Source organism: Brevundimonas sp. SPF441, assembly GCF_009661015.1.
In the GTDB taxonomy this organism is placed as follows: Bacteria; Pseudomonadota; Alphaproteobacteria; order Caulobacterales; family Caulobacteraceae; genus Brevundimonas; species Brevundimonas vesicularis.
Map to the genome: position 1 here is coordinate 58,882 of NZ_WJWX01000016.1, position 13,566 is coordinate 72,447.

The following is a 13,566-nucleotide window of genomic DNA, read 5'->3' on the forward strand; positions in this document are numbered from 1 at the left end:
TCCCGACGCCGCGGGGAGGAGACGTTGAGCGTCAGTCTTCGGTCTTGGACTTGGCGGCCTTCTTCGCCGGAGCCTTCTTGGCGGCCGGTTTCTTGGCGGCGGCCTTTTTCGGGGCGGCGGCCTTCTTGGCGGGCGCCTTCTTCTTGGGCGCGGCGCCGGCCTTGGCGGCCAGAAGAGGCAGGGCGTCTTCCAGGGTCAGGTCTTCGGGCGCCGTCCCCTTCGGCAGGGTGGCGTTGATCTTGCCGGACTTGACGTAGGGCCCGAAGCGACCGGCCATGACGTGGATCGGCTCGCCCGTTTCCGGGTGGGCGCCCAGATCCTTGAGCGGGGCCGTCGCCGCGCCGCGACCGGGACGACCCGCGCGCTTTTCCGCCAGCAGGGCGATGGCGCGGTTCAGGCCGACCTCGAACACCTCGTCGATGTCGGAGACATTGGCGTAGGTGCCGGCGTGCAGGACGAACGGGCCATAACGACCCAGGCCCGCCGTGATCATCTTGCCGTCCTCGGGGTGGACCCCGACCTCGCGCGGCAGGGCCAGAAGACGCAGGGCCTGGTCCAGCGTCAGGGAGGCCGGTGACCAGCCCTTGGGCAGGGACGAGCGTTTGGGCTTGTCGCCCTCGGGCGGCGTGATTTCGACGTAGGGGCCGAAACGGCCGATCTTCAGCTGGACCGGCTGGCCCGTTTCCGGATCGACGCCCAGCTCGCGGTCGCCGCTCTCGGCCGAGCCGTCCTCAGCCGACGGGCTGGCGACGGGGCGGGTGTATTTGCACTCGGGATAGCGGTCGCAGCCGATGAAGGCGCCGAAGCGGCTGGTCTTCAGGCTGAGCTGGCCCTGGTGGCACAGGGGGCACTCGCGCGGATCGGTCCCATCGCCCTTGTCCGGGAAGATGTGCGCGCCGAGGCTTTCGTTCAGGGCGTCGAGAATGGCTGTGGTGCGCAGTTCGCCGGCGGCTTGCGTCGCGGCGTGGAAGTCCTGCCAGAAGTTGCGCAGCAGCACCTTCCAGTCCAGTTGACCGGCCGAGACCTCATCGAGCTGGGTCTCCAGCGCGGCGGTGAAGTCGTATTCGACCCACTTCCTGAAGAACTGCTCCAGGAAGGCTGTCACCAGCCGTCCCTTGTCCTCGGGATAGAAGCGGTTCTTGTCGACGCGGACGTATTCGCGGTCGCGCAGGGTCGATAGGGTCGAGGCGTAGGTCGAGGGGCGGCCGATGCCCAGCTCTTCCAGCTTCTTGACCAGGGTGGCTTCCGAATAGCGCGGAGGCGGTTCGGTGAAATGCTGGTCGGTGCGGATGGCGTCGACCTTGGCCTTGGCGCCTTCCTTGAGCGCGGGCAGGCGGCTGGTGTCGTCGCTCTCGTCGTCTTCGGCGCCCTTCTGCTTTTCGTCGCGGCCTTCCTCATAGACGGCGAGGAAGCCGTCGAAGGTGATGACCTGGCCGGTGGCGCGCAGGCCCGTCTGGCCGTCGGCGGTCTCGATGTCGACGGTGGTGCGGTCCATCCGGGCCGCCTCCATCTGCGAGGCGACCATCCGCTTCCAGATCAGTTCATAGAGGCGCTGAAGATCGGATTCGAGGCGCAGGCTGTCGGGATGGCGGGCGATGTTGGTCGGCCGGATCGCTTCGTGCGCTTCCTGAGCATTCTTGGCTTTAGTTTTGTAATAGCGCGGTTCTTGCGGGACGAAGGCCGGGCTGAACGCCTGGCTGATGACCTCGCGCGCCTGGGCGATGCCTTCGGGCGTGGTCTGGACGCCGTCGGTCCGCATATAGGTGATCAGGCCGCCGGTTTCGTCGACGCCCTCATACAGTTTCTGCGCCGCCTGCATGGTGCGTTGGGCCGAGAAGCCGAGCTTGCGCGCCGCCTCCTGTTGCAGGGTCGAGGTGGTGAAGGGCGGGGCCGGATTGCGACGGACGGGCTTCTTCTCCACCGCATTGATGGTGAAGTCGCCGGCGGCGATGGCCGCGCGGGCGGCGGAAGCCGTGGCTTCGTCCTTGATGTCCAGACGCTGGATGCGCTTGCCGGCGTGCTTGACAAGGCGAGCGGTGAAGGGCGGGCTGTCGGCGTTCAGGTCGGCCTCGATGGACCAGTATTCCTGAGCCTTGAACTTCTCGATCTCCATCTCGCGATCGACGACGATGCGCAGCGCCACCGACTGGACGCGGCCTGCCGAGCGCGCGCCCGGCAGCTTGCGCCACAGGACCGGCGAGAGGGTGAAACCGACGAGATAGTCCAGCGCGCGGCGGGCCAGATAGGCCTCGACCAGCTCCATGTCGATCTGGCGCGGATTGGCCATGGCCTCGAGCACGGCGGACTTGGTGATGGCGTTGAAGGTGACGCGTTCGACGTGGGTGCCCTTCAGCGCCTTCTTCTTGTTCAGCACTTCCAACACGTGCCAGCTGATGGCTTCCCCTTCGCGGTCGGGGTCGGTCGCCAGGATGACGCGGTCGGCGCGCTTGGCGGCCTCGGCGATTACGGACAGGCGTTTGGCGCCCTTGGCGTCGGCCTCCCAATGCATGGAGAAGTCGTCGTCAGGCAGGACCGAGCCATCCTTGGACGGCAGATCACGGACGTGGCCGTACGAGGCCAGGACCTCATAGTCCGAGCCCAGATACTTATTGATGGTCTTGGCCTTTGCGGGGCTCTCGACGATGACGAGGTTCATAACGGTCCGGTCTCGGGAAGGGGCGCGAACGTGGTTGGAGCGGAGCCGTGAGTCAATCGCACCTGTCGTCTTACACCCTAGGGTAGTTGTGTTTTAGTGTGGCCCGGTTAGATTGTAGGCCTGACAACGGAGACGATGATGGCGACGGCGCAACCTCAATCGGCCTGCGAAACGGATCGTCAGGCGCATATCGAAGCGGCGGCCTTTCCGACGCGGGAATACATCGGCGCCATGGCGCTGGAAATGGCGCGGCTGGCGCGGGAGGAGGGCGACGTGCGGCTAGCCGGCTTGCTTGAACAGGCGGCGGGCGTTGCGGGTCATCCGCCGGCCTAGAGCGAAGCCAGGCCGCCGGGCAGAAGGTCGGCGCGGCCGGTCAGGCTGAGCTCCAGCAGGGCGGCGGCGACCTGGGACGCCGGGGCGTTCAGGGCGCGGGCGATCTCGTCGCGCGGCGTCGGTGTCGGCGATAGCAGGGCGGCGACGCGGTCGAGGAACGCGTCGTCGATGTCGCCATCGAATCGCATCGGATCGGCAGGCGGCTCGCGCATGGTGCGCAGGGTGTTGAAGGCGCGGTCGATGTCCTCGATCCCCTCGCACAGGATGGCGCCCTGACGCAGCAGTTCGTTGGGCCCGCGCGCGCGGGGATCCAGCGGCGATCCGGGCACGGCGAAGACATCGCGACCCTGTTCGGCGGCGAGACGGGCGGTGATCAGGGAACCGGACCGGACCTCGGCTTCGACGACCACGACCCCGCGCGACAGGCCGGAGATGATGCGGTTGCGGCGCGGGAAGTCGCGCGCCTGGGCGCGGGCGCCGACCGGGCTTTCGGACACGACGCAGCCTTGTTCCGTCAGGCGGGCGTAGAGGTCGGCGTGCTCGGACGGATAGATGTCGTTCACCCCGCCGCCCAGGACCGCGACAGTCCCGGTCGCCAAGGCGCCTTCGTGAGCGGCGGCGTCGATGCCGCGCGCCATGCCTGAGACGACGACATGACCGGCCTGACCGAGTTGCTGCGCCAGACCGCGTGCGATCCGCTGACCGCCCGCGGAGGCGATGCGGGCGCCGACGATGGCGACCGAGGGCTGGTTCAGCAGATCGACGCGACCGCGCGTCCACAAAATCGGCGGCGGCGGATCGAGCGCGGCCAGCATTTCGGGATAGTCGGAATCGCCCAGCACCAGCAGGCGGGCGCCGATGGCGTCACCGGCTGCGATCTCGCGTTCGATCGCCTCGACGGGGGGCGGAATGGAGGCGGCGCCGGACTTACGCACCAGATCGGGAAGGGCGTCCAGCGCATTGAGGGCCGAGCCGTAGCGGCCGATCAGTTGGGTGAAGGCGACGGGGCCGATGCGGTCGGTGCGGACGAGCCGCAGCCGGGCGAAGCGTTCCGCCGGGTCCAGGCTCACGCCTTCTTGGCCCCGATGCGCGGTTCCTCGCCCTTCAGCAGCCGGGCGATGTTCTGGTGATGTCGAACCCAGATCAGAACGGCGGCGAAGACGGTCAGGGCGAGGATGGGAAGGCTGACCGGCAGGCCGACGACGGCGAGCGGCAGAAGCGCCAGCAGAGGCGCGGTCGCTGATGAGATGAGCGCCGCCAGCGACGAATAGCGGAACAGGAAGGCGCAGAGCAGCCAGACCGCGCCCGCCATCAGGCCCAGCGGCCAGGCGGCGGCCAGCAGCAGGCCGTAGAAGGTGGCGACGCCCTTGCCGCCCTTGAAGCCCAGCCAGACGGGAAACAGGTGGCCCAGGAAGGCCGCGCCGCCGGCGATGGCGCCGGCCAGTTCGCTGCTGAACAGATGACGGGCGATCAGCAGGGCGACCGCGCCCTTGCCGGCGTCCAGCAGCAGGGTGGCCAGGGCCAGATCCTTGCGGCCGGTGCGCAGGACGTTTGTCGCGCCGATATTGCCCGAGCCGATGTTGCGCACGTCGCCGGTGCCGGCTGCACGCGTGATCACCACGCCGAACGGAATCGAGCCGAGCAGATAGCCGCCCAGCGCCACCAGCGCCAAGGTCCCGAAAGCCGGGGCCACTAGATCCTGCACGTTGATTCGCTCCCCGCGTGTCGTTGCGGCAAAATGCGTCGCGGGGCGGTCGGGAGCAAGGGCGATCCGACCTCTTGACCCGATGATCGGCGCAGCGTTTGGTCCGCGCGTCTTTCCGGAGCCGATCCATGACCCGTATTTCCGCCGCCGCCGCGACCCTGCTGCTGCTTTCGACGACAGGTTGCGTGGGCGCTCCGCCGATGGCGTCTGCGCCGTCGTCGGGTCCGGCCATGGCGGTCTATTTCGACTGCGTGCGGGACGGCGGCGTGGCGATATCGGCGCACCGGGCGGTCTCGGCGCTGGACCAGCCCGAGAACTCCATCGCCGCCATCGAGGCGACAGGGCGTGCGATCCCCAATGCGATCCTGGAACTGGACGCGGTCCTGACCAAGGACCGGCATTTGGTTCTGATGCATGACGACACCATGGACCGGACGACCACCGGGCGCGGCCGGGTCGCGGACCTGACGCTGGCGCAGGTGAAACAGGCGCGGCTGAAGGCGTCGAACGGCGCCCTGACGCGCGCCGCGCCGCCGACGCTGGGCGAGGCGCTGGACGCCGCCGGACGCGTGGGGGCCATCGCCAGCATCGACCTGAAACCTGCGGACGGCGAGACCACGGTCGATCTGGCGCGAGCGGTGATCGATCAGGTGCGCCAGTCGCGGGCCGGAAACCGGGTGATCCTGATCACCTACAACGACTCCGATGCGCGGGAGGTGGCGGCCATGGCGCCGGAGATGATGATCTCAGCCGGGCTAAGCGGTGTGGAGGATCTGAGCGGGCTGAACCCGGCGCAGATCCTGGCCTGGACCGGCACGCGCGAGGAGCGTCCGGCGCTGTGGCGCGCCCTGCGCGAGGCCGGCGTCGAGGTTCAGTTCGGCACACTGGGTGCCGAGGGCGTGCGCCGCGACGACCGCTATGCCGCCGACGGGGACGTTTCGGAATACCGCGATCTGGTGCGCCAGGGCGTCACCGTGATCGCCACCGACACGCCGCTGACCGTCAAGTCGGTGCTGGGCGCCGAGGTGGCCAAGGCCGCGACGTGCGCGCGGCCGCGCTGATCTGAGCCTTAGAAGACCTTGCGACCGCCCACCCAAGTTCCGATCAGCTTGCCCTGAAGTCGGCGGCCGTCGAACGGGGAGTTCTTGGACTTGGAGTGCAGGGCGTCGGCGTCGATGATGACGGGGGCACCGGCGTCGAACAGGATCAGGTCGGCGGGCGCGCCCTCGGCCAGCACGCCGGCGTCGAGGCCCAGCAGGGCTGCGGGGCCCTGAGTCAGGGGGCGCAGCACGTCGAGCAGGTCCAGACCATCTTCGTGATGCAGGGTAAGGGCGGCGGGCAGCAGGGTTTCCAGGCCGATCGCGCCGGGAGCGGCCTCGGCGAACGGGCGGCGCTTGTCCTCGGCCGGGGCGGGGGCGTGGGCGGAGGTGATGACGTCGATCAGGCCTTCGCGAACGGCTTCGATCAGGGCCTGGCGGTCGGCTTCGGAGCGCAGTGGCGGGTCCAGCCGGTAGAAGGTGCGATAATCGCCGATGTCGATCTCGTTGAAGCACAGGTGGTTGATCGAGACGCTGACAGCGACCTCCAGCCCCTTGGCGCGGGCGCGGGCCAGGGTGTCCAAGGCGCCCTCGGTCGAAATCTGATCGACGAGGAACCGCGCGCCGGTCTGTTCGACCAGGGCCAGGTCGCGCTCCAGGCCGATGCGTTCGGCGATGGCGGGGCTGCCGGACAGGCCGAGACGGGTGGCCAGTTCACCAGAGGCGGCGACCGCGCCTTCCGTCAGCCAGGGATCGGCCGGACGGCAGGCGATCAGGGCGTTGAAGGCGGCGGCGTAGCTCATCACCCGTTGCAGGCTGCGGCTGTTGACGATGACCTTGTCGCCGTCGGTGAAATACAGGGCGCCGGCCTCGTCCATCAGGCCGATCTCGGCCATGCGCTGACCGTCGAGGGCCTTGGTCGCGGCGCCTGCGGCGCGGACGTTGACGAGGTTCAGCGCCGCGCCGCGCCGCTGGATGAAGTCGATCATGGCCGGGTCGTCGACGGCGGGATCGGTGTCGGGTTGGACCACGATGGTCGTCACGCCCCCAGCGGCGGCGGCCAGGCTGGCGGACTTCAGCGTCTCCTTGGGCTCGGCGCCCGGCTCGCCGGTCTTGACCCGGATGTCGATCAAGCCGGGCGCGAGGCACAGGCCGTCAGCGTCGATGATCTGATCCGCCGCCAGGTCCGGCGTCGGGCCGTGGATCACGCGGCTGATGCGACCGTCCTGGATTAGCAGACCGCCGGGGCCGTCGTAGTCGGACGCGGGGTCCAGCAGACGGGCGTTGATGATGGCAATGGTGGTCATCGGGCATCTCCCCAACGGGCGGAGAGAGAGGCCAGCACGGCCATGCGGGCGGCGACGCCCATCTCGACCTGATCCTGGATCAGCGAGACGTCCAGGTCGTCGGCCACGTCGGAATCGATCTCGACGCCGCGGTTCATGGGCCCGGGGTGCATGACCCGGGCGCCGGGATTGGCCCAGGCAAGCTTCTCGCGATCCAGACCCCAGAAGCGGAAATATTCGCGGGTCGAGGGGACCAGGGCGCCGGCCATCCGCTCCAGCTGAAGCCGCAGCATCATGACCACGTCGCAGCCTTTCAGACCTTCGCGCATGTCGTGGAAGACCTCGCAGCCCCAGCGGTCGGCGTCGCCGGGCACCAGGGTCGGCGGCCCGATCAGGCGGACGCGCGCGCCCATCATCTGCAACAGGGCGACGTTGGACCGCGCCACGCGACTGTGAGTGATGTCGCCACAGATGGCGACGGTCAGGCTGGTCACATCGCCGAATGCGCGGCGCATGGACAGCAGATCCAGCAGAGCCTGGGTCGGGTGTTCGTGGCGGCCGTCACCGGCGTTGACGACGGCGCAGCCGACCTTCTGGCTCAGCAGTTCGGCCGCGCCCGAGGCCGAATGACGGATGACCAGGATGTCGGGCTTCATGGCGTTCAGGGTGACCGCCGTGTCGATCAGGGTTTCGCCCTTCTTCACGGAGGAGGCGGCGACCGGCATGGTGACGACGTCCGCGCCCAGCCGTTTGGCGGCGATCTCGAAGGAGGAGGAGGTGCGGGTTGAGTTCTCGAAGAACAGGTTCACGACCGTGCGGCCGTGCAGCAGATCCAAGGCCTTGGACGACTGACGATTGAAATCGACGAAGGCGTCGCCGAGATCCAGCAACTGCGGCGTCACATACGGATCGAGGTCCGATGCGGCCAGGAAGTGCGGTTTGGGGAACGGAACCAGCCGGTCGCGGATGGTCTGATCGGTGACTTGAGCGGGCTGGGTCATCGAGACGCGGCTATAGGCGTGACTCGCCCTGAACGCCAGTCAGGTGAAGTGGAACAGGGCCAGCAGGATGGGAATGACCACGGCGCTGCCGACGGTGGTCAGGGCGATGACGCCGGCGATCAGTGGCGCGTCGCCGCCCATTTGACGCGCCAAGATGTAGGAGGCGGCCGAGCCGGGCGCGGCGCCGCAGATCAAGGCGATGCCCTGCGCCAGGCTGTCGCCGCCCAGGGCCCAGGCGATGAACCACATCAGCGGCGGCATGACGCCCAGCTTGACCAGGCTGACAGCGGCGATGGTGGTGCGGCGGCGTTTGACCTCGGCGAAGGACAGACCCGCCCCTGCGACGATCAGGCCCAAGGGCAGGGCGGCGGCGCCCAGCAGGTCCATCGCATCCGACAGGCCAGGGATCAGCGGCACGCGCAACAGGTTAAGTGCCAGGCCGATTAGGCAGGCCAGCAAGATCGGATTGGCCAGCATCGACTTGATCAGGCCGACAACGGAAGGCTCGCGCCGCAGCGACCCCCATTTCGCCAGCACGGCGACGCAGGCGATGTTGGTGACGGGAATGATGAAGGCGATAGCGACGGCGGCCAGCGCCGTGCCTTCCGAGCCATAGACCGACTGGATCACCGGCACGAAGACAAAGCTGTTCCAGCGGATCACGCCCTGAAAGACGCTGGTGTAGGCCGGGCCGTCCAGTGTGATCAGGGGCTTGGACGCCAGGGTCGCCGCCGCCACGATCAAGGTCGCGCCCACCGCCGCAGCACCCGCCACGGTCGCGCCGCCGCCGGCGAGGTCGGCGTGCCAGATCGCGGGGATCAAGAAGCTGGGATAGAAGATGTTGATCGACAGCTTCTCGATCGGCCGCCACGCCTCGTCGGGCAGGAAGCCGGACTTTCGCAAGCCATAGCCCAGGGCGATCATCAGAAAGACCGGCAGGATGCCGGCGATCAGGGCCGTCAAACCCAGGTCGCCTGGTCCCGAACCCGATCCAGCGCCCCTTGCAGGATCCAGGCGGCGGCGGTGCGGTCCACGACCTGGGCGCGGCGTTTGCGGTTCAGGTCCAGATCCTCGATCAGGAAACGCTCGACGGCGCTGGTGGACAGTCGCTCGTCCCAGAAGGCGATGTTGACGGGCCGCAGCCGCTCCAGATTGCGGGCGAAGGCGCGGCACGACTGGGCGCGCGGGCCTTCCGTGCCGTCCATGTTAGCGGGCAGCCCGATGATCAGGGCCGAAACCTTGCGATGCGCCATCAGCTTGAACAGGTGTTCGGCTTCCTGCGTGAACTTTGACTTGCGGATCAGTTCCAGCGGCGAGGCGATCAGGCGGGTGGAGTCCGACACGGCGACGCCGATGGTCTTCTCGCCCAGATCCAACCCCATCCACGGTGTGTCGGGTGGGCAGGTGGCGGGCAGATCGAGGAGGTCGAGGACGGGCACGGCCTGCGGTTAGGACTGGCGCGGGCCGAAGTCAAAGGCGATGGTGACGACGATCGACAGGAAGGACGATGACATGCGCACGGCGACAGCGGCGATGACGGCCTTCGGACTTGTGCTGAGTGGTTGCGGACAGTCCGATGCGCCGGCGAAGACTCAAGCCGCACAGGATACTCAGATTGCGGCAGCCGCGCCGACACCGAGCGCGATCACGCGTGCGGTCACACCCCCGACCACCAAGCCGGTCGGGCCTGCTGAACGGCGCACGGCCGCTGCACGCGAGGAGATCGGCACGGCCGCCGACGTGTCGCAGTTGCAGGCCTTGCCGGACCAGAACGCCAAGGTCTTCAGCCTGTCGGGCGGTGATCCGGCGGTGAATGGTCTGGTGACCTATTTCGCCCTGTTCGGCGGCCCGGCCGAGGGCTGGCGCGCCTATTCTTTAGGCGACTATGCCGAATGGAAGGTCGTCGAGGCGAAGGCCGGGCGCGTGGTCCTGGCGGTGCGTCAGGATACGGCGGGGGCGAACGGCGACATCCTGAAGGTGGAGCGCACGGTGCAGATCAACTTCCCCTCAAGCGGCGAGACGCCGCCGGACGCGGTGTCCGTCAGCACGACGCAATGAGGGCTGTCGCCTTGTGAATCGAAGGTCGGGCGGTTAGTTGGGCAATGTTGAAAGACGCGATCAACAGCGCTCAACACTTTCAACTAAACGCTTTCGATTGGAGGGCCGCATGGCCATCGACGCTGCGACGGTGCGCAAGGTTGCGCATCTCGCCCGCATCAAGACCCCTGAGGACCGGCTGGAGCCGCTGGCGCAGGAGCTGAACGGCATCCTGGCCTGGATCGAGCAGTTGGATCAGGTGGATGTCGAAGGCGTGGAGCCGATGACCTCGAACGTCGCCCAGCCGCTGCGCTTGCGTGACGACGTCGTCACCGACGGCGCCAAGGTCGATGCGGTCCTGTCGAATGCGCCCAAGTCGGCGGACGGTTTCTTCGTCGTGCCCAAGGTAGTCGAATAGTCATGAGCGACCTGACCAAACTGACCCTGAAGGGCGCCGTCGACGGGCTGAAGGCCAAGGACTTCACCTCGGCCGAAATCACCCAGGCCTTCCTGACCACCATCGAGGCCGCCAATTCGACCCTGAACGCCTATGTCGAGGTGACGGCGGACAAGGCCATGGACATGGCCCGCGCGTCCGACGCCCGCATCGCCGCCGGCCAGGGCGGGGCGCTGGAAGGCGCGCCTCTGGGAATCAAGGACCTGTTCTGCACCGAGGGCGTGCAGACGACGGCCGGCTCCAACATGCTGCGCGGCTTCGTGCCGCCCTATGAATCGACCGTTACCGCCAATCTCTGGCGCGACGGGGCGGTCATGCTGGGCAAGCTGAACATGGACGAGTTCGCCATGGGCTCGTCCAACGAGACCTCGGCCTTTGGTCCAGTGAAGAACCCGTGGAAATCGACCGGCTCGAACGCCGAGCTGACGCCGGGCGGTTCGTCGGGCGGTTCGGCCTCGGCCGTAGCGGCCGACATGTGCCTGGCCGCCACCGCATCGGACACCGGCGGCTCGATCCGCCAGCCCGCCGCCTTCACCGGCACCGTGGGTATCAAGCCCACTTATGGCCGCGCCAGCCGCTTCGGCATGGTGGCCTTCGCCTCGTCGCTGGACCAGGCCGGGCCGATCACCAAGACGGTCGAGGACGCGGCCCTGCTGCTGCAATCCATGTGCTCGTTCGACGCCAAGGATTCGACCAGCCTGGACATCGCCACGCCCGACTGGACCCAGTCGGTCGGCAAGTCGGTCAAGGGCCTGCGCATCGGCGTGCCGCGCGAGTATGTCGTGGATGGGATGCCGGCCGAGATTCAGGCCCTGTGGGACCAAGGCGTGGCCTGGTTGAAGGACGCCGGCTGCGAGATCGTCGAGATCAGCCTGCCGCACACCAAATACGCCCTGCCGACCTACTATATCGTGGCGCCGGCCGAGGCGTCGTCGAACCTGGCCCGTTACGACGGGATGCGGTTCGGGCATCGGGCGGAGGACTTCAAGTCGCTGGACGACCTGTATGCGACCTCGCGCGCCGAAGGCTTCGGCAAGGAGGTCCAGCGTCGCCTGACCATCGGCGCCTATGTGCTGTCGGCCGGCTTCTACGACGCCTACTACGTCAAGGCGCTGAAGGTGCGTCGCCGCATCGCTGAGGACTTCGACAATGTCTGGGGCCAGGTGGACGCCATCCTGACGCCGTCGACGCCGTCGGCTGCGTTCGCGCTGGGCGACAAGCAGATCGACCCGCTGACCATGTATCTGAACGACGTCTTCACGGTGACGACCAATCTGGCCGGCCTGCCCGGCATTTCGGTGCCGGCGGGCGTGGACGCCAGCGGCCTGCCGCTGGGTCTGCAGGTCATCGGCAAGGCGCTGGACGAGGCGACGGTCTTCCAGGTCGGCGCCGCGCTGGAACGGGCGGCGGGCTTCACGGCCAAGCCGGGCAAGTGGTGGTGAGCATGAGTGACAATACGAAGACCATCAAAGGCCGCACCGGCGATTGGGAAATCGTCATGGGGCTGGAAATCCACGCCCAGGTGGCGTCGAAAGCCAAGCTGTTTTCCGGGGCCGCCGTCGGCTTCGGCGCGGGGCCGAACGAGCAGGTGTCGCTGGTCGATGCAGGCTTTCCCGGCATGCTGCCGACGCTGAACAAACACTGCGTCGAACAGGCGGTGAAGACGGGCCTGGGCCTGCGCGCGCAGATCAACCGCCGCAGTCAGTTCGACCGCAAGAACTACTTCTATCCCGACCTGCCGACCGGCTATCAGATCAGCCAGCTCTATTACCCCATCGTGGGTGAAGGCGTGGTCGAGGTGGAGGCCGAGGACGGCAGCTTCTTCAACGTCGGCATCGAGCGACTGCACCTGGAGCAGGATGCCGGCAAGCTCATCCACGACCTGTCGCCGACCGAAAGCTACGTCGACCTGAACCGGGCCGGCACGGCGCTGATGGAGATCGTCTCGCGTCCTGACCTGCGCACGCCGGACGAGGCGGTGGCCTATGTGAAGAAGATCCGGACCATCCTGATCTATCTGGGCACCTGCGATGGGGATATGGAGAAGGGCAATCTGCGGGCCGACGTGAACGTGTCGGTCTGCCGGGCCGGAAACTACGACAAGTTCAAGGAGACGGGCGACTTCGGCTATCTGGGGACGCGCTGCGAGATCAAGAACGTCAACAGCTTCCGCTTCATTTCTCAGGCGATCCAGTATGAGGCGCGCCGTCAGATCGAGATCCTGGAAGACGGCGGTTCGATCACTCAGGAGACGCGCCTGTACGACCCGACGGCTGGCGAGACGCGCTCGATGCGGTCCAAGGAAGAGGCGCAGGACTATCGCTACTTCCCCGATCCCGACCTGCTGCCGCTGGACCTGGAAGAGGCCTGGATCGCCGAGATCAAGGCGTCGCTGCCCGAGCTTCCGGACGACAAGCGCAAGCGCCTGATGGCCGACTATGGCCTGTCGCAATATGACGCCATCGTGCTGATCTCGGAACAGGCGAAGGCCGACTACTTCGAAGCCGCAGCCAAGGGTCGGGACGCCAAACTGGTCTCCAACTGGGTCACCAACGAGGTTTCGGCGCGCCTGGCCGCCGAGGGCAAGGACTTCACCGAGAACCTGCTGCCGGCGGCGCATGTCGCGCAGCTGGTGGAGCTGATCGAGACGAACGTCATCTCGTCCAAGATCGCCAAGGAAGTCTTCGACCACGTCTGGAACGGCGAGGGCTCGCCGGCCGAGGTGGTCGAGAAGCACGGCCTGAAACAGGTCACCGACACCGGCGCGATCGAAAAGGCCGTGGACGAGATCATCGCCGCCAACCCGGACAAGGCGGCGGCCGTGGCGGACAAGCCCCAGGCCATCGGCTGGTTCGTCGGTCAGGTGATGAAGGCCACGGGCGGCAAGGCCAATCCGGCGGCCGTCAACGACATCCTGAAGGCCAAGCTGGGCCTGTAAGGCGAGGCGTCGGACTAAAAGCAAAGGCCCTGCGGATCGCTCCGCAGGGCCTTTTCAATTCTGTGTTTAGGCTGACGGCGGGACGGGCGGCGTCGGCGGTGCAGGGGGAGCCGGAG

At 67.5% G+C, this 13,566-nt stretch carries 13 protein-coding genes; 6 read left to right on the forward strand and 7 right to left on the reverse strand.

Features of this window, described 5'->3' with window-relative positions:
- Window positions 1-31: 31 nt before the first annotated feature.
- A complete protein-coding gene (gene topA, locus GGC30_RS10520; RefSeq protein WP_153923881.1) occupies window positions 32-2,656 on the reverse strand; it encodes a type I DNA topoisomerase in 2,625 nt (874 codons plus the stop codon).
- 138 nt (window positions 2,657-2,794) lie between these two features.
- On the opposite strand from topA, the gene GGC30_RS10525 reads away from it, so the two are divergent.
- On the forward strand, window positions 2,795-2,989 hold the full coding sequence (locus tag GGC30_RS10525) for a hypothetical protein (RefSeq protein ID WP_153923883.1): 195 nt from the start codon (window positions 2,795-2,797) through the stop codon (window positions 2,987-2,989).
- Here GGC30_RS10525 and dprA read toward each other — a convergent pair.
- On the reverse strand, window positions 2,986-4,059 hold the full coding sequence (gene dprA / locus GGC30_RS10530) for a DNA-processing protein DprA (protein WP_370451952.1): 1,074 nt from the start codon (window positions 4,057-4,059) through the stop codon (window positions 2,986-2,988). The two genes, GGC30_RS10525 and dprA, sit on opposite strands and share 4 nt — an antisense overlap.
- Window positions 4,056-4,694, reverse strand: a complete 639-nt coding sequence (plsY, locus tag GGC30_RS10535) for a glycerol-3-phosphate 1-O-acyltransferase PlsY (RefSeq protein ID WP_370451953.1) — start codon at window positions 4,692-4,694, stop codon at window positions 4,056-4,058. The genes dprA and plsY overlap by 4 nt, the downstream gene beginning before the upstream one ends.
- A gap of 128 nt (window positions 4,695-4,822) precedes the next feature.
- Between plsY and GGC30_RS10540 the strand changes: the two genes are divergently transcribed.
- Window positions 4,823-5,755, forward strand: coding sequence for a glycerophosphodiester phosphodiesterase family protein (locus GGC30_RS10540; protein WP_153923885.1), 933 nt, complete (start codon window positions 4,823-4,825; stop codon window positions 5,753-5,755).
- Between the two features lie 8 nt (window positions 5,756-5,763).
- Here GGC30_RS10540 and pyrC read toward each other — a convergent pair whose 3' ends face one another.
- From pyrC to ruvX, 4 genes are read right to left on the reverse strand one after another with little or no spacing between them, the layout of a single operon-like run.
- Window positions 5,764-7,038 (reverse strand): dihydroorotase, encoded by a 1,275-nt coding sequence (gene pyrC, locus GGC30_RS10545; RefSeq protein ID WP_153923887.1) that lies wholly within the window; start codon window positions 7,036-7,038, stop codon window positions 5,764-5,766.
- The gene (locus GGC30_RS10550; protein ID WP_026108614.1) at window positions 7,035-8,018 is read right to left on the reverse strand and encodes an aspartate carbamoyltransferase catalytic subunit; all 984 of its coding nucleotides are present in this window, start codon (window positions 8,016-8,018) and stop codon (window positions 7,035-7,037) included. The genes pyrC and GGC30_RS10550 overlap by 4 nt, the downstream gene beginning before the upstream one ends.
- A 39-nt stretch (window positions 8,019-8,057) precedes the next feature.
- Window positions 8,058-8,981 carry an AEC family transporter gene (locus GGC30_RS10555; RefSeq protein WP_153923889.1) on the reverse strand — a complete coding sequence of 308 codons (924 nt, stop codon included), beginning with the start codon at window positions 8,979-8,981 and terminating at the stop codon, window positions 8,058-8,060.
- On the reverse strand, window positions 8,978-9,457 hold the full coding sequence (gene ruvX, locus GGC30_RS10560) for a Holliday junction resolvase RuvX (RefSeq protein WP_370451954.1): 480 nt from the start codon (window positions 9,455-9,457) through the stop codon (window positions 8,978-8,980). Before ruvX ends, GGC30_RS10555 begins: the two co-directional genes overlap by 4 nt.
- 73 nt (window positions 9,458-9,530) lie before the next feature.
- Here ruvX and GGC30_RS10565 point away from each other — a divergent pair, with 73 nt between their 5' ends.
- The 4 genes from GGC30_RS10565 to gatB all read left to right on the forward strand — a co-directional run bounded on the left by GGC30_RS10565 (window position 9,531) and on the right by gatB (window position 13,450).
- Window positions 9,531-10,076, forward strand: coding sequence for a hypothetical protein (locus GGC30_RS10565; RefSeq protein WP_153923891.1), 546 nt, complete (start codon window positions 9,531-9,533; stop codon window positions 10,074-10,076).
- A gap of 109 nt (window positions 10,077-10,185) precedes the next feature.
- Window positions 10,186-10,473, forward strand: a complete 288-nt coding sequence (gatC, locus tag GGC30_RS10570) for an Asp-tRNA(Asn)/Glu-tRNA(Gln) amidotransferase subunit GatC (protein ID WP_039247681.1) — start codon at window positions 10,186-10,188, stop codon at window positions 10,471-10,473.
- 2 nt (window positions 10,474-10,475) lie between these two features.
- Window positions 10,476-11,954, forward strand: coding sequence for an Asp-tRNA(Asn)/Glu-tRNA(Gln) amidotransferase subunit GatA (gatA, locus tag GGC30_RS10575; RefSeq protein ID WP_153923893.1), 1,479 nt, complete (start codon window positions 10,476-10,478; stop codon window positions 11,952-11,954).
- 2 nt (window positions 11,955-11,956) lie between these two features.
- Window positions 11,957-13,450 carry an Asp-tRNA(Asn)/Glu-tRNA(Gln) amidotransferase subunit GatB gene (gene gatB, locus GGC30_RS10580; protein ID WP_153923895.1) on the forward strand — a complete coding sequence of 498 codons (1,494 nt, stop codon included), beginning with the start codon at window positions 11,957-11,959 and terminating at the stop codon, window positions 13,448-13,450.
- The last annotated feature ends 116 nt before the right edge of the window (window positions 13,451-13,566 follow it).